Origin of the sequence: Tolypothrix sp. PCC 7712 (assembly GCF_025860405.1) — a bacterium.
Taxonomy (GTDB): Bacteria; Cyanobacteriota; Cyanobacteriia; order Cyanobacteriales; family Nostocaceae; genus Aulosira; species Aulosira diplosiphon.
Map to the genome: position 1 here is coordinate 4,478,766 of NZ_CP063785.1, position 19,679 is coordinate 4,498,444.

General features: G+C 39.8%; 16 protein-coding genes. 4 read left to right on the forward strand and 12 right to left on the reverse strand.

The window, feature by feature from the left end; genetic code table 11:
* Positions 1–560: 560 nt before the first annotated feature.
* The gene (locus tag HGR01_RS18500) at positions 561–785 is read right to left on the reverse strand and encodes a hypothetical protein (protein ID WP_045867506.1); all 225 of its coding nucleotides are present in this window, start codon (positions 783–785) and stop codon (positions 561–563) included.
* Between the two features lie 504 nt (positions 786–1,289).
* Positions 1,290–2,003 carry a response regulator gene (locus tag HGR01_RS18505; protein WP_045867507.1) on the reverse strand — a complete coding sequence of 238 codons (714 nt, stop codon included), beginning with the start codon at positions 2,001–2,003 and terminating at the stop codon, positions 1,290–1,292.
* Between the two features lie 346 nt (positions 2,004–2,349).
* Here HGR01_RS18505 and HGR01_RS18510 point away from each other — a divergent pair, with 346 nt between their 5' ends.
* Positions 2,350–3,483 carry a hybrid sensor histidine kinase/response regulator gene (locus HGR01_RS18510; protein ID WP_045867508.1) on the forward strand — a complete coding sequence of 378 codons (1,134 nt, stop codon included), beginning with the start codon at positions 2,350–2,352 and terminating at the stop codon, positions 3,481–3,483.
* A 143-nt stretch (positions 3,484–3,626) separates the two neighbouring features.
* Here the strand turns inward: HGR01_RS18510 and HGR01_RS18515 are convergent, their stop codons facing one another.
* From HGR01_RS18515 to pilM, 7 genes are all read right to left on the reverse strand, one after another.
* Positions 3,627–3,890, reverse strand: coding sequence for a PQ-loop domain-containing transporter (locus HGR01_RS18515; protein ID WP_045867509.1), 264 nt, complete (start codon positions 3,888–3,890; stop codon positions 3,627–3,629).
* An 85-nt stretch (positions 3,891–3,975) separates the two neighbouring features.
* Positions 3,976–4,923 (reverse strand): heme-dependent oxidative N-demethylase family protein, encoded by a 948-nt coding sequence (locus HGR01_RS18520; RefSeq protein WP_052335025.1) that lies wholly within the window; start codon positions 4,921–4,923, stop codon positions 3,976–3,978.
* 839 nt (positions 4,924–5,762) lie between these two features.
* Positions 5,763–6,206, reverse strand: a complete 444-nt coding sequence (locus tag HGR01_RS18525) for a pyridoxamine 5'-phosphate oxidase family protein (RefSeq protein WP_045874650.1) — start codon at positions 6,204–6,206, stop codon at positions 5,763–5,765.
* A 200-nt stretch (positions 6,207–6,406) separates the two neighbouring features.
* Positions 6,407–8,851, reverse strand: coding sequence for a type IV pilus secretin family protein (locus tag HGR01_RS18530; RefSeq protein WP_045874649.1), 2,445 nt, complete (start codon positions 8,849–8,851; stop codon positions 6,407–6,409).
* A gap of 220 nt (positions 8,852–9,071) precedes the next feature.
* Positions 9,072–9,845: a pilus assembly protein PilO gene (locus tag HGR01_RS18535; RefSeq protein ID WP_045874648.1), complete on the reverse strand. Its 774-nt coding sequence runs from the start codon at positions 9,843–9,845 to the stop codon at positions 9,072–9,074.
* Complete coding sequence (locus tag HGR01_RS18540; RefSeq protein ID WP_045874647.1) at positions 9,842–10,633, reverse strand: PilN domain-containing protein; 792 nt, start codon at positions 10,631–10,633, stop codon at positions 9,842–9,844. Before HGR01_RS18540 ends, HGR01_RS18535 begins: the two co-directional genes overlap by 4 nt.
* Before the next feature lie 4 nt (positions 10,634–10,637).
* On the reverse strand, positions 10,638–11,744 hold the full coding sequence (gene pilM, locus HGR01_RS18545; protein ID WP_045874646.1) for a type IV pilus assembly protein PilM: 1,107 nt from the start codon (positions 11,742–11,744) through the stop codon (positions 10,638–10,640).
* A gap of 141 nt (positions 11,745–11,885) precedes the next feature.
* Between pilM and HGR01_RS18550 the strand changes: the two genes are divergently transcribed.
* Complete coding sequence (locus HGR01_RS18550) at positions 11,886–13,187, forward strand: ABC transporter substrate-binding protein (protein ID WP_045874645.1); 1,302 nt, start codon at positions 11,886–11,888, stop codon at positions 13,185–13,187.
* A gap of 386 nt (positions 13,188–13,573) precedes the next feature.
* On the opposite strand, the gene HGR01_RS18555 is transcribed toward HGR01_RS18550, so the two are convergent.
* Positions 13,574–14,509, reverse strand: a complete 936-nt coding sequence (locus HGR01_RS18555) for an aldo/keto reductase (RefSeq protein ID WP_045874644.1) — start codon at positions 14,507–14,509, stop codon at positions 13,574–13,576.
* 579 nt (positions 14,510–15,088) lie between these two features.
* Here HGR01_RS18555 and HGR01_RS18560 point away from each other — a divergent pair.
* Both HGR01_RS18560 and HGR01_RS18565 read left to right on the forward strand, forming a co-directional pair.
* Positions 15,089–16,369: a S41 family peptidase gene (locus HGR01_RS18560; protein ID WP_045874643.1), complete on the forward strand. Its 1,281-nt coding sequence runs from the start codon at positions 15,089–15,091 to the stop codon at positions 16,367–16,369.
* Positions 16,370–16,405: 36 nt separating this feature from the next.
* Positions 16,406–16,582: a hypothetical protein gene (locus HGR01_RS18565; protein WP_168161054.1), complete on the forward strand. Its 177-nt coding sequence runs from the start codon at positions 16,406–16,408 to the stop codon at positions 16,580–16,582.
* Positions 16,583–16,668: 86 nt separating this feature from the next.
* Here the strand turns inward: HGR01_RS18565 and HGR01_RS18570 are convergent, their stop codons facing one another.
* Together HGR01_RS18570 and HGR01_RS18575 are read right to left on the reverse strand one after the other, a co-directional pair.
* Positions 16,669–18,432 carry a Rieske (2Fe-2S) protein gene (locus HGR01_RS18570; protein ID WP_045874641.1) on the reverse strand — a complete coding sequence of 588 codons (1,764 nt, stop codon included), beginning with the start codon at positions 18,430–18,432 and terminating at the stop codon, positions 16,669–16,671.
* A 186-nt stretch (positions 18,433–18,618) separates the two neighbouring features.
* Entirely contained in the window at positions 18,619–19,674 is a 1,056-nt protein-coding gene (locus tag HGR01_RS18575; RefSeq protein WP_045874640.1) for an ATP-binding protein, read from the reverse strand.
* Positions 19,675–19,679: the final 5 nt, after the last annotated feature.

Below are 19,679 nucleotides of genomic sequence, written 5' to 3' on the forward strand. Positions count from 1 at the left end.
CTCTCTAATGAAAGATTTCAGAAATATGTATTCAGTAAAAATTAACTATTGTAAAATTTTATATTTATTGCTAGAGTTTTTTCATAAAAACAATCCTCGATTTATTCAAAAAATCGGGGATGTAAGCCATTCAATGGTTGGATGAAAAAAGGTTTTTGATGATTGAATAATATTTTGTTAAAATAACCTATCAAATAATAATAGTTGACTAATGCTGATATACTCAGCGAAACAAATTTATAAATTTAATTTTATTTTATTTCTAGACTAAATTAATGCCAAATTTTGAAAAATTACTTACGTTATAATAATTGTTATTTTTGACAAATACATCCCCATAAAAGTAGATTTGCGCTTCTATCGCAGTGTAGATACATGATAAATAAATAAAAGTTTACACTCTTAATCAAGAATGTGCTGGAAGTAACTTTTCAAGTGAGTTCTGGTAAAGGTCGAAGATACACGAAGGCCTAGGAAGACAAGGAAAAATTACTAACTCGATTTTTCCTTGTACCTTTTCTTAGAATTCATTGTAAAAATACACTTCCCACAGCGATTAATTATTTTATTTGGAAGTCCCTACTCTTGTGTAGTGCTAATCGGCGTTCGGCGGGAGGTGCCAATATTGTATAGGCGGCATAAGAAGCGATCGCAAATATTGCCATCACACCAGACATAGCGATGACTTTGTCAACACCTTCGGTGAACGCACTGTGTCCATCATCAAGGAAAGCCACTAACCCACTCGCCAGGGAACCGCCTAGCATTTGCAGAAATCCCACCACGGTTTAGTACTATGCATGGCATTGGCTGAAATTATACCACGACAAATTGTAGGGGCAAGGCAATGCCCACCTGTGTCAACTTAACGTGAAACCCGCTTTGTAGCTAGGTTTTCGCCCTCACCCCCAACCCCTCTCCCGCCGGGATAGGGGAGCAAGAGATTTAATTCCCCTTCTCCTCGGGGAGAAGGGGTTAGGGGATGAGGGTGCGAGGTATTTGTACAACGCCCGCCCTATATCGCTTTTAGCTGAAGTTGACACCACTGGGCATTGCCTTGCCCTCTAAAATATATTAATGCGTCGTAGCGGCTACTCTACGAGTTCTCCGTTGGGCGTAGCCCTTCTCGCAGAGTAGGAGTACCCGCAGAATAGGACAAATGACAGCCTCAGCCAGTTATCTTTAATTTCGCCAACCTGAATTGAAAAAGCAGAGGAGCAGGGAGCAGGGAGCAAGGGGGATTAATGAATTTTTCATGTGTTCTGGTGTACGCAGTTCATAATGGCTAATTAATGCACCAAACCGCCACGCAAAGCCCTAACAGCCGCTTGCGTTCTATCAGAAACACAGAGTTTACTCAAAATTCCCCGCACATGAGTTTTTACAGTACCGATAGTCAAATACAATTTTTGAGCAATTTCTGCGTTATCACAGCCAGCAACAATCAACTCTAAAACTTCCATTTCACGTTGAGTTAAAGAAGAAGTTTCGATAGTTTTCTCAATTTCTGAGTCAAGACCATCAATTAATACTCTTTTGCCACTGCTGCTACCAGAAAGATCATCTTGGCGTACCTGCTTGAGTACAATATCTGCTATTGTCGGGTCAATCCACGGACTACCTGTATAAGTGGTTTTGACTGCATCTACTAGCCTATCTCTGTCAATATCCTTCATACAGTAAGAATCTGCCCCCGCCCCAAAAGCTGCTAACACAGCTTCCTCACTGTTTTGCATTGTGAGAATGAGAATTTTGGTAGTCAAGTCTGGATTCTGCTGTTGAAATTGCCTGTACTTGCGAGTTAATTCAATCCCATCCATATCAGGCAAACCGATATCGATAGTGGCAACATCTGGCTTCAGCGTCAACAAAAGTTGCAATCCATCCGTAGCGTTGGCAGCCTCACCAACAATTTTGATATCTGCCTCGGCTTGTAAAGCAGCCTGTAAGCCTATTCTGGTAAGGTTGTGGTCTTCAATCACAACGACCTTAATCTCACTCATGGCTGTTACCTCTACCCGGATCTATCTAAAGTACAGAATAAAATATCTTCGCTATTTTACTGTGAAGTTTATACCAAAAGGAAGATGATGACAAACCCATGAAGAAATACATCTACCATAAGGTATAAAAAATTATTTCTTTTCTAAGGCTGCAAAATGTTTATCTAAATCTTTTGGAAATCACACTTTGATGCACCTATCAATAGACTGATGCTTGAATTGAAAATAAATTAATTCTCAAATAAAGTCTGGAGATAGATGACAAAAAAAATTAATTAATTCACAAGAATTGTATCCCAAAAAGAGTTAATTTAATAAAACTAATTAGTTTATTGTCTAAACAGCCATGTCAATACCTCAATCTGTAAAAAAAGATAAAATTTTAGTTGTTGATGACGTTTATGACAATTTAGTACTACTAGAAACAGTTTTACAAGAAGATAGCTATGAAGTTATCTTGGCGCAAGATAGCACAAATGCTTTGGCGATAGTTGAGCAGTCACCACCAGACTTAATACTTCTGGATATTATGATGCCAGAACTCGATGGTTATGAATTTACGCGCCGCATTCGACACAATAAAAATTTGCCCTACATTCCCATATTATTGATTACCGCTCACATCTACTCTAGCGTTGTCGAAGGACTGGATGCAGGAGCCGATGATTTTATTCGTAAACCATTTGATCCCGATGAACTAAATGCGCGGGTTCGTTGTCTTTTACGTCTCAAACACACTATAGATGAACGCGATCACATGGCAAGTTTACGAGAAGATTTTGCCTCACGATTTACTCACGATTTACGCACACCTCTTGCGGCTGCGAATAGAGTCTTAAAATTAACCAGAGAAGGAATGTTTTGTACTGTCACATCAGATTTTGCCAAAATTATTGATACGATGATTGGGAGCAATGAAGATTTGCTAACAATGGTCAATAACTTACTAGAAGTTTATAGACATGAAGCAGGTTCTAAGACCTTGAGATTATCTGCCTTTGATATTCAACAATTAGTGAGTGAAGTGGCACAAGAATTGAAGCCACTAGCAGAAGAAAAAAACTTAGTTTTAAAAGCTGAAATTCCAGAAAATCTGAATGCAGAACCAGAAGCATTAATTACAGTAATAGCTGACCGGATAGAAATCAGAAGAGTATTAACTAATATTATTGGCAATGCGATTAAATTTACTGCGACAGGTTATATATATGTGCGGTTAAATGTAGAGAAAAATTATGTCATAGTCCAAATTCAAGATACAGGGCCCGGAATTTCGCAAAAGAACCAAACAATTTTATTCGAGCGATTTCGTCCAGGTAAACATTTAGGTTCAGGTAGTGGTTTAGGACTGTATCTCTCTCGCTGCATTATCGAATCTCATCAAGGCTCGCTAACTGTGGAATCTGAACCTGGTAATGGCAGTATATTTACTATTAGTTTGCCTCTTGGCCAAGCCAGTAAGTTAGAAGTAGAAGCATAAAAATATTTATCTTAATTGTATAAAGCAGAATTACTGGATGCTGAATAGTAACAATCAAGCCTGGCGGAGATATGGCATTTGAAGTTATTAGTGTTTTTGGCGCTAATTGTAAAGTCAATCACAATCAGAAATAAACTGCCAAATTATTGATTTTTATAGTATGTTGCCAAAACGGTGACCGAGCCACAAGTAATAAAACTAATTAAATTACCGTACATCAAAATCAAATCTTTTTGATAGTATCCGTAGATGATACCATCGAGCTGAATCAGATTAAAACCTGCGAAAGTAATTAAAGAAATATCCCTAGCACTTTTCTTTTTTAAAATCCGCAGAGCTTGTGGAATAAACAGACTAGCATTAAATATAAAACCTAAGCCAAAAAATAAAGTTACTAATTCTCTCATGTTGAGTATAGAAAAGGTAAATAGTATTATGAGGATTTAACTGCTCAATAAACCACAGCCGTTGTTGAGCAAAATAATGGCTGTTTTATATTTCATTCAGCCAATTTAAAATACTGGCTTTGCTATCTACCAATCCCTTGTAAAATAGTGACTCTGGTGACATAGACTCAATTGCAGCACATAGCTTAACTCGTAATAGGGAATCTTTTTTGATTAAACTGCAATCTCTGAAATAAGTCCGAATAGTAAATAATGCTGCTTCATACTCCGGTAGTCCCCAAATTACTTGTCGCTCAATTCGTAAGTAAAGCTGAGGATTTTGGGCATCAAAGTCTCTACCTTGCCATTGACTAACCGATAAATTAGGCGGTGGTTCGGGATGGTGATTAAGGCGGGTGTCAGTACTCAAACCCCAAGCAAAACGCACCATAGGTTTACAGCTAATCATAGTATTAGCGATCGCATCTGCCCGGCGATTAATTTTTTCCATACCTGCTACAGGCTGATGTATTTCTGCAAAGTTTTTACCGATTTTTTCCTCAGCTGACCAATGATTGGGATAGCACAAGTGAACTGCACTCAGCCAATTGCAACCATCCCTACCACGACAGATGACTGTCAAGTCTTCTTGCATTTGGGATGCTAGAGCATCAAGGGTAGAACTGTAAGTGGGAAACACTGAACTATTCTCGACTCGCTGTAATTGCCAGTCTGCATCTAGATAAAGTGTTTCTTGGGTGAGTTGGCTACGAAATATCAAGGTATTAGCTGTTGATTTTTGGTAATCAAAGTATTGTGGGTGATCTTGCGTGAGGCGCTCAACTATCAAACGAGCGATCGCACCTGCCACAGCCTTAGAATATTTATGAGTTTGGTAGTATTTACTTAACCGTTCGGCACGGGCTAAAAGTTTAGCCTGACGGTAATGTGCAAAATTTTCATCGATTTGAAACACTTGCCCATCAGCTTCAGCATTACCAAAACACGTGCCAAAGGCCATCATCCCTGGCTTGACTTCGTAGCGTCCATTCATCAACGGGAAGTAGCAAGCCGGACTATTGCAGGCTTTTAGTTTCTGCGTTTCCACAAGCCAGTGATGTAGAGGAGTGCCATGATAGATGGTTGCATAATAACTTGGGCATGAGTTGAGATTTTGTAGTGCGATCGCAAAACTTTAACTTTGTGCTTCTATCCCCAAAAATATATCAAGCAACTTTTCTAATTCTTGTAGAATTACCAATGTCTACATAATTTATAGGCTACATCTATTCAATAAGTAACCACGCAAAATTAATTACAGTCATTGCAAGCGCAGCGAAGCAATCTCAACCCTTGCGATTGCTTCATTTCGCTCCGCTCCATTCGCAATGACATTGTGTAATTAATTTTGTTTAACTACTTATCTACAAATCTTATACCAATTTGAGAAAAGAATGCGACAGATTTTAGGGGCAAGGCACTGCCCAGTGGTGTCAACTTAACGTGAAACCCTCTTGGTTGCAAGGTTTCGCCCACACGGAGAGGGGAGCAAGAGATTTATTTCCCCTTCTCCTGCGGGAGAAGGGGTTAGGGGATGAGGGCGCGAGGTATTTGTACAACGCCTGCCCTATATAGCTTTTAGCTTAAGTTGACACCAATGGGCACTGCTTTGTCCTCTAAAATATATTGATGTGTCGCCAACATTATTTGAATTGGTATTCTAGGGTAGAACGGCTCAACAAAAATTATATAATTTAAATATTTAATAGCTGATTTGGTTACTTATAGAAAATGACTTAAATTTTATTTATGCAAAAGGGAAAATGGTCAAAATATTACTTGATTCCATTTCCCTTTTACCCTTGTAAAAAAACTCTTATCTCATAAGACAACTTACAAACTGATAGTTTGTGCTACAAAATTTGCTTGACTATCCCAATAATCAACCTTATTAATCTGCACCTTCAGCAAAGCAATATCAGGTTCCTTTAATCCTTGCGGAAACCAAGCTTGAAGTTCTGGCTTCCATAATTCTTGCATCTTGTTGCGGTCTTGAACTAATTCTGCGCTACCCGATACTGAAACATATCGCTTTTGGTTAGGTGAAGAGAAACTGAGATTGACTTGCTGACGATGCTCAATTTCAAAGACTTTATGGGAACTAGCATTGGTAAAAAACCACAGTGTACCATCAGGCTGAATATCACTACTCTTTTCCATCGGACGACTGTGCAAGCTACCATCCTCATCGACTGTAGTTAACATACTACAACCAATATCTTTAATCAGTTCCCGCAGTTGATCAATATGTTGATTTTTGTCGGTAGAGGTTGTCATTTACCGTACTCTTGTTTTGAGGTTTTTCATTGACATGGGAATTAGAATTAAACCCATTGTCCTTGCTTGGAAAATTCCTCTTTTAGTATCAACATTTTTGATTTTTAATTACCTGTGTCTACAGATAGAATTACTATGACATTTGGAAAGAGCGTAACATTGTTGCGCCCTTTCCAAAGATGTGAGAGCCTTCATTGTGATTATTTACCTGAAGGTTGCCAACCCCGACGCTCTAGCATTTGCCGTACTTCTGGGCTGGGATTATAGTTATAGCCGTAAGACGAACGCTCTGAGTCATCCATAATTTGAGGTGTCAACAATACAACCACCTCTCTACGTTCATTGCTTCTGTTAGTACTTCTAAATAGAGAACCAATTAAGGGAATATCACCCAAGATAGGAATCTTAGAGACTGTTGTCCGGTCTTGGTCTTGAATAATACCTGAGAGAATCAACGTCTGACCATCTCGTAGACGAATCATACCAGAAGTCAGAGACCGTTCAGATACTAAAACAATTTGACCATTTCCTGTATTTTGTGATGCTGTAGGTGCGCTAACAGTGGGAGCAACCGATAGAGAAACAAAACCATTGTCATCAATCCGCTCAATTTTCACATTCAGGGTTAAGCCAACTTTTTGTTTATCAATTTTTCTCTCAGTTCTAGAACCACCGGAAGTATCTGTTGTTTGTAGAGTAATGTTCCCTACGACTTCCTGAGTCAGGTTAACAAGAGCCTGCTGACCTTCTTGCACAATCAAAGTCGGATCAGTCAAAATCTTGGCATTGCCATTTGTGACTTGAGCTTGCAAACTAGCGAGTAAACGTTTGGGGAATTGATATAAAGAGGGTAAAGATGCCGTAGCCGTACCCAGAGTACCTTGTGTAACGCTGCTGGTACCATCAGCATTTCTTGTAACTATGTTATCCGTTGCCGGAGTGATCTGAGAAAAACCTGGTTGTAAAGGATTAGTATTACTAGGAGAAATAGGTTGGTAAAAATTTCCACTGCCTGCACTTTGACTTCTAGTGGTTGTACCATCTGGATTGACTATGATCGTACCTGGGGTAGTTCCAGAAATACTGACAGTGCTATTTGGATCATAGAAAGGTGAGCCTGTAATAGGATTAGTAATAACTGGTGTATCGTTTACACTAGTTGCCGCTTCGGAAGCAGTAGCAGGCCTAGAGCCACCAAAATTGAGAGATGCTGCACCATTATCAACAGCAAAAAAGTTATTCCCCACACCAAACGAGAAACTAGTATTGTAATCCTGGGTTCCCGTGAGGTTAACATCAATAATTTTGACATTGACTACTACTTGACGACGACGAATATCAAGCTGAGTCAATTGGGCCATAGCCATATCAATTAATCTAGCTGGCCCAATCAACGTAACAGAATTTGTACGCTCATCTCCTAATGCCTGTAAACCTCTAAGTAATGGGTTAGAGTCCTTAAAATCAGCTCGTTGAGTTTCTAGTTTAGTTTCCGTAGTGGTTTGAGTTTGGGTAACTGCGGCGGTGGAATTACCTACAGGGACAGCACTCACACTAGTAACAAGTCGTTCGCGGCTAATGGCACTTTCTGCACCTAAACCAACTAAAAAGTTGAGGGCGACTCCCACTGTTACCTGATTGAGTCGCACGTTCCGCATCACATTATCACGGGTAGAGTTGGGTAGTTTCGGCCCCACAAAAATCGTGCGACCACTACGATTAGCCTCTAAACCACTCAAACGCAAGACATAGTTAAAGACATCTTGTACTGGTTCGTTTTCTATATCTAAGGAAATAGTTTGTCCTCCAGCAGCCGCACTTGTTTGACCACCAGAAGACGCTCCCCCACTTGCTGCTCCTCCTACATAAGCTAAATTCAGACCAGCTGCACGAGATAGTAGTGATAAAACCTCACGCACGGGAGCATCTCGCAGTACTAACCTAGGTACGCGCTCCTGAGTACCTAAGTCAATATTTACGGGAGAAGCATCAATATTGGAGATAGCAATATCGCCTACTGGTGGAGCAACGGCTCTGGGTAAGAAAGGAGGCCCCTGATTCGGAGGTTGACCTGGGCCTGCTGGTTGTGCAGGTTTACCGTCAATACTGATTTCCGGGTTGGGGACTAAAACATCCGGTTTTTTACCCGTTTGAGGTGCAGTAGGATTAGATGGTGGTGTGGGCGTTGTTGGTATTGGTGCTGGTGTTGTTGGATTGGGCTTTGATGCTGTAGTATCTCCAGAGGGACTAAAGCCTAAAGTAATACGATTATCTTTTCTGCCTACAGGTTGGCTACTAGGGGCGTTGTTGCTTCCAGTTACCACCACCCGGATGCTGTTAGCATCTAGCTGAACAATTTCAACTGAGGCAATTCCTGAAGCGGGGTTGTCTTGGCGGAAATTATTGCCTTGTGGTAAACGTAGTTGAGTATTAATAATATCTGTAACTAAGGCATTTCCTCTTTTAGTTGTGAAAACTTGCGGACGCGAGCCAGAGGAAGTTTTCAAAATAACATTAATTCCACCATCAACTTGACTTAGCTGTACGTCAGTAATTTGGGTAGTATCTGCCCAAACCGGTTGAGCTGCTAGAAAGATAAAAGCAGCAGTACCTAATAATAAACTATTACCGTGAAGCTGTTTCACAGTTCATTCCTCACCTGATAAAACCTTGTTGACAAATAATTTTTGATCGGAACTTAAGTACTGAAGCTGTTAGCTCAAGCCTACTCAGGTAGACTTAAAACTAAGTTTGACCAGAATTCAGATCTCTGGAGATAACTTTAACTATAGACCCCTATATTGCACATCTATAGTGGTTGTTGTCTTGATACCCCATTCCTATTTCCTAGTTCAGTACTATTCGCTATTTCTTCTTAGGAGCAGCTTTAGCAGCAATCATTGCCCTTTCCTCAGGGGTAAGTGGCATCAATGCTTGTAGCTGGAAAGAGGTAGTGATTGATGCAGGCCCGCGCTTGGGTATAGGCGCTCCTTTTTCTGATGTGGCTTTAGGCGGTGGAATCAATATCGATTGATAATCTTTGAATATTAACAAAGGCTGTAAACGCTCAATGTTACGCAGAATCGATTGCGTTTGTTCGTAAGTACCCTCAATTTCAACTTGGATAACACTGCGTTTCAGCTTGCCATCCGCCTGTATGCCCAAACTACCATCCGTAATTGGTTCTGGTTGCTGCGTTACTGGCACAAATTTTTTCAGTTGAGCCTTGGCTGGATTACCAGGAATTTGAGCGTTACCAGTTTCAATTAAGCGATTCATATCCAGTAACAATGTATCCAAGGTTTTTTCGTTAGAAAACAAACTTAAAACCTGAATTTGTTGCTGTTTGGCTTGCTCTAGCTCTTGTTTGATTTCGTCAATCTTGTTGACACTAGCTTTCTTTTGATTGACTTGTCCTTGTAATTCGTTAACTTTTGTTTGCTGCTGTTGATAGCTATCCCAAGCTGGCATTAACAAATTGAAGGCTACATACAATGCACCCAAAAGTCCTACAGAACCAACCAAAATCCCGATGATTTTAGGTGTAAAGCTAATTCCAAACAGAACGGGAGAGGCTGGGGATTCTAGAGCAAACTCTCCGTTTTGTTCTGCAAAATTCAAATCGTCACTCAGCGTCATTTTGTAATGACTCCTGTTTTTTGGATACTGCGAATTCGAGTTACTAGTCCCACTGTGCCTTTTTGTTCTAACTCCCGAATTAACTCAGAAGCTGGAACATCGCTCAGACTTGATTGAATAGTGTATTTGACTACTTGAGGTGGCGGAAGTTTGACACCATTACTATCAGTGGCATCTGATGAAGATGGTGCATTGACTAACTCAGCAGTCTTAATTTTGCTTTCTGAGGCCTTTAAAAAGTGAGACTGTTGCAGAGTTAACAAAAAGTCGTTGACATCGTTAAAAGAACGAGCTACGCCGTTAATTTCTATGCCTCCAGCGGGGTTTCCAGGAGTAGTCCCTGCTGCTTGCCCCTGCCCTTGTACTGGACGAATCGGTGGGGTTTGCTTGATGTCCTCTATTTGTACGTTTGCTGGTATACGTTCGCGCAAATCTTGTAACATGGCTGACCAAGGACGAATTTGGTCAAAAACTGTGACTAAACCTTGCGTTTCGCCTTTAATTTTGGTTGTCTCTTCTTTAATTTTGTTAATACTTGCTAGTTCTGTGTCTAACCTCTTGCTTTCTTGATCTAGTTGTGCTAAATTTTGCTCTAACTCAGCGTTCTTGGCTTGCAACCACCACCACGCGCCTCCTACAAGGGTGGGTAAGCAAATGCCTACAGCTACCCCTATATATAATGGTGTCATGTTGCCAACAGGCATCTGAATTTTGACTCTTGGCTTTTTAGTAGCCGTATTCTGGTAATTTGGACGGTCTTTAAGGAAGTTAATATCCAAACTGTACATTCTGTTATACCTCCCGCATTCCTAAACCCAGTACTGTCGCTAAACCAGCGCGTTGTACTGCAGGGTATTTTTCCTCACTAACTTCTATGGACAAAGATGTTATCGGATCGATTTGTGCAGTTGGTAAGCTTAATCTTTGGGTGAAAAACTCATCTAGCTGTTGCAAGCCACCGCCTGGGCCTGCTAGAAAAATTTGTGCTACCTCCAAATTTTCACTTTGATTGAGGTAAAAATCGATAGAACGACGCAGTTCATCGGTGAGTTCTCCCAAAACTCTTAATAAAGCTGCCATACCTGGATTAATATCGGTTAGCCCAGTTTTTCCGCCATCGGCGTTTGTTGTCATAATCGTCATGCCGTACAACATTTCCATATCTCGGCTTGCAGGTAGACTCATAGCCTTTGAGAGGGCATATTGCATTTGATAAGTACCGATAGGTACAGTACGCGAAAATTGCGGCACTCCGTTGACAATAATGGCAATTTCTGAACTATCAAATTCGATATCAACTAATACTGCTGCTTCTTGGGGGCTGAATTGCCGCAATTGCTCGCGGATTGTCCGAATCATGGCAAAACTGTTGATTTCTAAAATATCGATTTGCAATCCAGCCTGCTCAAATGTATTAATATATGCTTCCGTTACCTCCTTACGTGTAGCTACTAAAAGTACTTGTACTTTTTCAATACCATCTTCATCTACAAAGTACCCAAGTTTTTGATAATCGACATCAGCTTCTTCACGCGGATAGGGTAAATACAACGCTGCTTCATGGTTTAGCACCATTTCTCGCAGTTCTTTATCATCTAACTCTGCTGGTACAGGTATTAAACGGACAATTGAATCTCGTCCTGTGACCCCAGTGGCAACCCGAGAAGCTTTAATTTTGCTTTCAGCCAAACCCTGCTGAATTAACTGCGCCATCGCTGGCGCATCAGCGATTTGACCGTCCATCATTACACCTTCGGGAACTGGTATTGATGTTAAGGCTTCTACTTTTAAGCCTTGACGTTGTTTGCGTAATTGAACTATATTCACCCTTTCTGGTGCTAGTTCAATACCGACCCCTTTATTAGATTTGCTAAACAGACTATTGAAGCTTTTCACCACTTTGATGCCCGTTGCACTGCTAAATTGATAAGTTAAATGATGCTAAAAAACGTTCTTGGTACTAGGTAATTGATTTAGCCTATAATCTCGACAATTCTGCATAAGCTTTTCACTCAAAGCAAGCGTAAATATACTAGTAAAATGTTTAAAACTTCAAAATTCAGACGATTGACTGTGTTTGTACTGCTCGGTTTATTGACTAGCTGGATAGTCAGTTGTAGTACAGGAAATGTAGGCACGCAAACAAAACAGGCCTCTGGGGGAGCAACAACGATTGAGTTTTGGACAATGCAACTCCAACCTCAATTTAATGGTTACTTTCAGAACCTGATTGCATCTTTTGAATCACAAAACAAAGGTATAAAGATTAACTGGGTCGATATACCTTGGGCAGCAATGGAGAACAAAATCTTAACAGCTGTCTCAGCAAAAACGCCACCTGATGTTGTCAACCTCAATCCGGATTTCGCATCTCAACTTGCAGGACGAAATGCCTGGTTAGATTTAGATACAAAAGTCTCAAATGAAGTAATTTCCTCCTATCTGCCAAATATTTGGAAAGCTAGCACACTCAATGGTAAAAGTTTTGGTATTCCCTGGTACCTCACTACCCGGCTAACTATTTATAACACTGATTTATTAAAACAGGCAGGTATCAACAAAACACCGAATACTTACGCAGAATTAGGGCAAGCGGCACAACAAATTAAAGATAAAACAGGGAAATATGCCTTTTTTGTAACTTTTGTTCCGCAAGATTCCGGAGAAGTTTTGGAATCATTTGTGCAAATGGGAGTCACCTTAGTAGATTCCGAAGGTAAAGCAGCTTTTAACTCACCGCAAGGCAAAGCAGCTTTTCAGTATTGGGTAGATTTATATAAAAAAGGGCTACTTCCCAAAGAGGTTTTAACTCAAGGACATCGCCATGCAATAGATTTATACCAAGCTGGTGAAACAGCATTTTTAGCTTCAGGCCCTGAATTTCTGAAAACGATCGCCAATAATGCCCCCAAAATTGCTCAAGCCTCTGCGATCGCACCTCAAATTACAGGTGATACTGGTAAAAAGAATGTTGCTGTTATGAACTTAGTTATCCCCAAAGATAGCAAGTACGCAGATGCTGCTGTGAAATTTGCTCTGTTTGTCACTAACGATCAAAACCAATTAGCTTTTGCTAAAGCTGCTAATGTTTTGCCATCTACCGTAAAATCACTGGCTGATAGCTATTTTAAAAATGTTCCTGCTAGTGCGACAACAGTAGACAAAGCCAGAGTAATTAGCGCTCAACAACTACAACAGGCAGAAATATTAACGCCGACTATGAAAGATTTCAATAAATTGCAAAAGGCAATTTATGAGAACTTGCAAGCAGCAATGTTAGACCAAAAAACAGTAGAAAAAGCTGTAGAAGATGCAGCACAACAGTGGAACAATCGCACATAGAAATGTGCATTAAAAGGTAAATAGTTGGTGTTTAAGGGATAGTAAAATCCACCAACCAATACCAATGTCAAACATTTTCAAAACATATTAATGATTTTTAGGGGCACAGAAATTTGCCCCTATTTTCTTTATTTGTTGTATTTTTTAGGATTAATTAGTGCAACATTGAAAAATTTCAAATAGCTTAATTATGCTTTTATTAAATCACTATTACTATTTACACTCAGCATTTTGATTAGCGTAAGGGCATGGCACCAGTAAGATAATTTGATATGCCAAAAGATTGTGGATGCTGTGCCCCTACCTATTCATCTGTCGTGTTCTTGTTTCACAATGGTAAACTATCAGATTTCTGCCTCTTATTTCTTTCAAAGAGCGCTCTCATTTCAGGCTGACATTAATTGCTGAAGGCGTTTTGGTTCATCTCCCAGCCAATCGGGATTTTTGGCAGTACCGTCGAAAATGGATGAAGTCTTGAAAGGTTCAAACTCGCCGCGAGATCCAGCATCTGCGGTTTTGGCTAACAATGTTTGCACCTGCTCCTCTGTCATCGGTTTAAATGTGTCTACGGCTTTGAATGCTTGCTCGAGAATCTCCATACTGTCGATTCCCGTAATTACCACCGAAGTAGGTAGATTCAGCGCATAGTGGAGACATTCAATTGGCGTTACCGTCTTGGACTTGAGCAGAATCCCATTTGCCATACTTTTCATTCCCAAAATACCGATATTTCGTTTGACTAGTTCTGGTACAACCAGCTTGGCGAAACTCCGATAGTGTGCGTCCATCACATTTAACGGCATCTGAGCTGTAGCAAATTTAAAGCCGTAATTGTCTGCAACCTGGAGCATATGCAGATGAATTTCGGGGTCTTTGTGCCCCGTAAAGCCAATGTAGCGTAGCTTTCCAGCTGCTTTTGCTGCAACTAGCGCCGCATTTGCGCCCTCTTCATCAAAAACCCGATGCGGATCATCAAATCGCAGGATTTCGTGATGTTGTACTAGGTCAATGCAATCGACTTTTAGGCGTTTTAAGGATTCATCGAGCTGTTTAGTAGCTTCTTTTTTAGAGCGTCCATCAATTTTGGTCATCAGGAAGACTTTGTCTCGATAGCCATCACGGAGTGCTTTCCCCATGCGAATTTCACTTTCACCTCCGTTATAGTCCCAACTGTTATCCATGAAGGTGATGCCTCGATCAATCGCTGTGCGAACAAGCCGTATTGCCAACTGCTCATCTACGTGTTTCAAGCTGAGATGCCATCCGCCCAATCCAATTGCAGAAACTCTCTCTCCAGTATTACCAAGTTCTCGATATAGCATCTTTGTTCCCTCTATTTTTGTTTTTACAAATATTTCTGAAAATGACTGAATAGGTCGATAATTTGTAGGGCTTCATTTTTGGTGTGTTCATTAACATATCGCTGCTCAGTCATAAAAATCCTAGTTTTTGATTGTATTTGATATAGTTCCTGGAACTCGTGCCCATTCAAAATAAATAAAGCCAGATTAAAACAGCCCTTGCAGTTTTAGCTTTGTGCTTCATACTTACTTATAATTGGGAAATTATTGTTTATTTTCAGACGATTTCAGCCAATGATTAGCCTTCACCATATTAAAAAATCAATTATAGAAGTGCTTCCCTCTATTGAAGGATGACACCTATGCATTGAGAGCTATTAGTCAAATATTTACTCTACGAAATAAGAGTTTATTCACCCATAAGATAGGTGATTTTTTTGTCTATGTCATCGCTTGATTTTTGGCTGATAATCAACGATTTGTTGTGACTTGCAAATAATTCACTGCTTGCCAAATAGATTATATAAATATAATTAGTGGAACTAATCAATAAAAATTGCGATCAATTGTCATACAATACTGGGAGAAAAGTAACACAACATGAGATTATTTAGGCTGAATTATTTTAAGCGGTTAGCGAAAGTATTTATACTAAGTATTGCTATTTTACTTGTACTCTGGTTGAGTTCACCACTTCTCCCTATATTCGCAAAACCAGAGACTCAACTTTTCGAGCAAGTTTGGCAAACAGTAAACGATAATTTTTACGATCCTCAGTTTAATGGAGTAGATTGGCCAGCCATCAAAAAACAATATCAACCTCAGCTAATTAAAGCTGAATCAAGCAAAGATGTTGCTTTTTTGATTAATCAAATGCTTGCTCAACTTAAATCTTCTCATACAAGGTTTTATACTCAAGATGAGCCTGCTTACTATCAGCTTTTAGGAATTTTTTTGGCTCACAGTCCAGAGTTAAAAAAGCAATTAAAACAGTTTTTGCCAACAGGTAAAGTAGAATACACTGATATTGGTTTATTTACCAAAGATATTAATGGCAAAATATTTATTAGTTCTATTTTGGATGATAGCCCTGCTGTGAAAGCAGGCTTAAAGGTAGGTGACCAAATTTTAAGTGTTGATGGTCATTCATATCAGCCAATCAAGTCTTTTGCTGGTAAAGCAGGTCAAGCTGTCAAAATGTTGATACAGCGATCGCCTGAAGCCAGCAGTCAGCAAGAAATTGCTGTTGTACCCAAAATTTATGATGCTAGCACGATGTTTTTGCAAGCGCAGACAGCCAGTGTGGAACTAATTGAAGTTGCAGGGAAGAAGGTTGGTTATATTCATATATGGTCAAATGCAGCTGACCCTTACCAACAACAACTCCAAGATGAACTAATTTATGGTCGCTTAAAAAATGCCGATGCTTTAGTTTTAGATTTGCGAGATGGCTGGGGTGGAGGTGATATTAGTTATCTCAACATCTTTAGCGCTAAACACAATCTCAGCCTCACCAGTATTCCGCGTTCTGGACGTAGTTATACTTATAACTATCAATGGAAGAAACCTGTAGTGATGTTAGTAAATGAGAACAGTCGTAGTAGTAAAGAAATTATTGCGTTTGGGTTTCAACAAAATAAGATGGGGTTAGTTCTTGGGACTCAAACGGCAAAAGCTGTACTTGGCGGTCGTCCTTATTTAATGCGCGATGGTAGCCTACTTTATGTTGCAGTTACGAATGTATTGGTTAATGGTAATCAAAGGCTGGAAGGTAAAGGTGTAGTACCAGATATTAATATTTCATTTCCTCTAGAATATGCCCAAGGAGTAGACCCGCAAAAACAAAAAGCTATAGAAACTGTGTTAGATCAAGTGCGGTGAATTACTGATGATATGGTTGGGAATGGGGAATGGGGAATGGGGAATGGGGAATGGGGAATGGGGAATGGGGAATGGGGAATGGGTAAACTGTATTTTTATTTCCCATTACTGACATTCACAGATATGATAAGTGTTCAACCGGAGATGATATTACAAGCAAGATTTCCCGTAATAGATACAGCAGATTTGATGTTTATGAGGTACAGCAACTAATTGAAAAAAGTAATGAGTAATAAGTAGTGAGTAATAAGTAAATTTCCTACTCATTACTCATTACTCATGATTGGGACTATTCCACCTCAAGATTCTTCAAAAAGGCGATCGCCTCGATGTAATCTTTCTGCAATTTGGTAAGTTTGACCTTGAGAGCGCATAGTGGGCGAATGGGCGGCTAAATACCGAGATGCAGCAACTAATATATGAATCCCCGTCGGAGTTTTACCAAACAGCGAGTATTGGCGAAAAGCAGCTTCTATTTCTTGAATGACATGAAAATCACGATTTTCACGCAACATCATTTTCCCTAGGATAGCCATCAGTTTTTCAGGAGAACCGCCGCTATATAAATAATTAGCTACTAATTTACCTGTTTGATTGACTTGCTGCTGACGGTTTAATAAATCTGGTAGCTGTTGGAGTAATTCTTCAGGATTTTCTGTGGTGTCTTTTGGTTCTGGTAGCCTTGCTGGTGGTACATTCAAAAAGCGATTTAAATACACACTCATCGCAGCATCAAAAACTCCTTTAAGGAGTTCAATTGTTGGTACTCTTCGCAATGCTTGATGTACAGCATTAGCAAAGGTAAATGGATGATGGGCGGAATTCCAATCGCCAAAATCATTATTGGTGTGGAAACGAGCTACTCGTAATGCTGCTGCATAAGTGACGATGCTGGCTAATTGTTCTGCGCTACAACCTACTTGCAGTGCATCTAATAGCGAATCAGCGATTGCTTGTGGGTCTTCACCCAATAAAATTGGTAATAATTCCTCTTGGTTTGTCCAAGTTCCTTGCCGAGATTTACCTACACTTAATGCTGTAGGTAATTGCTCAAAAGCCGATTCCAAGATGGCGATTAAATCTACAGGGTAGCGCCAAGAATTAGATTCTTCCATCCTATCGGCATTAGCTAAACCAGGGACTAAGCTAGCCAAAGTTGAGTCGGCTGCTTGCCAACCCACGGCATCAAGTGCTTCTAAGGCTTTGTTGATAAAATCAAGGGTATGCCCAACGTCAAGATAACGATGATCGCAAGCTGCACAGAACAGCATATCTGCTATTTGTTGTGAATTAGCTCCCGAAGCGAGCGCAGATACTAAACATCTCTGCGCTGCTTCCGTATCTCTTACCTGAATAAATTGGCGGAACCAGCTTTTGAGAGTTGCAACATCAACTGTCGAGTTAGGTAATGGATGAACAACAAACTCTGGTGGCGAACCTGCGCTATCATTCGCTACTGCTGACAATCCATGAAATAAAGCCCGGGGTTTATCTTCTGCATCTAGATATGGTAGGAGATTCATCATACAAGTATGGATAGTCAACCCTGTACTCCAACCTGCTTTGTTATAGCGAGTACCAAATTCTAGCCCCATGAGAAAAGGTTCAGCCGGATTGACTCCCAGATCTAAAAGTGCGATCGCACTTTTAGCAATCACTAAAGAAATGTTTTGCTCTAAACCATCTTGTAAACGTTGGCGGTGGTGGGTATGAAGGTTAGCTGGTGGCGCTAAATTTACCCACACTTCACCATCACGAATTTCTACAGGGAAACAAGGAACATCATCTGCCCAAGAGTCAAAAGTGCCACCACTAGCAAGGTCAAAACGGGCATAATGCCAAGGACAGGTAACAATACCATCCTTACAGTTGCTGCCTTTGAGAGGAAAGCCCATGTGGGGACAACGGTTGTCAATTGCATATACTTGATCGTTGGCGTAAAACAAAGCAAGAGTCTGCTTTTGTTGATGCACTAGCAAACTACCTGCTGCTTGAACATCTTTAAGTTGAGCAACGAGGATATAATCATCTGTTGTGGTTGTATCTGCAAATATTTCTGTCATTGAATTGCACATTGGTAAATGTCAAAACCCTTACTTCTACTGTGTCGAAGTTTTTCTCCTTTGAGCATTTCTGCAATTCTAATTTTTGTTAACTATCGCCAAATGACTTGATCATCAAGGCATTGGGCTGCCGCTGCTTATAGAGTCTTCCCGGCAACATGGATAAAGTAAAAGGCGTTGCACCCATTAATTATCTCGAATTGGAATTTGAATGACAAATTCTGTACCTACACATGGTTGTGAATAGCATTCTAATTTACCACCGTGCAGTTCATTAACAATTTGGTAACTAATTGATAAACCTAAACCTGTACCTTTGCCTACTGCTTTGGTGGTAAAAAATGGATCAAATACTTTATTTCGCACTTTATCTTCCATTCCTATACCATTATCAGCAATTCTAATCTCTATATAGGAATTATCAATATTTTTAGTAGTAATATGTAGCTTTAGCTGCTTACTTACTTCCTGTTTTAATAAGGAATCTTCTAAAGCATCAATTGCATTTGTCATCAAGTTCATAAATACTTGATTCATGTGCCCAGCGTAGCACTTAATTAGTGGCAATTTTCCGTAGTTTTTAATAACTTCAATACCTAAATAATTATCGGCTGATGCTTTGAGACGACTGTTTAAAATCACTAAGGTGCTGTCAATCCCCTCATGAATATCTACTGCTTTAAATTCTGCTTCATCTAAACGAGAAAATGTCCGTAGTGACTTCACTATTTCACGAATGCGCTCTGCTCCCACATTCATAGAACGAAATAATTTCTCTACGTCTTGCTTAAGAAAATCAAATTCAATAACTTGAATTTCTTGTTGAATTTCCACCTCGGGTTCAGGGTAATATTTTTGATAAAGTGAAATTAAATTCAATAAATTTTGAAAATATTCATAGGCATAAGTTAAATTCCCGTAAATAAAACTCACTGGGTTATTAATTTCGTGAGCAATTCCAGCCACCAGAACTCCGAGAGCAGACATTTTCTCTGATTCTACGAGTTTCATTTGTAAAGCTTCGAGATTTTTGAAAGCATTTTCTAGCTCATCACCTCTGTGCTTCAAAGCAGTTTGTGATTCTTCTAACTCGCGAATCATATTTTTGAGAACACTTTCTCTAACTTCAGTATTGTTCTCTAGTTGTTGTCTATCGGCTTCTGAGCGTTCTAACTTTTTTTTCAGAATCCGAACAGTTTTTTCTAACTCTTTAAGTCTGCTCTCATTGTCTGTGGTTTCCATAAGCC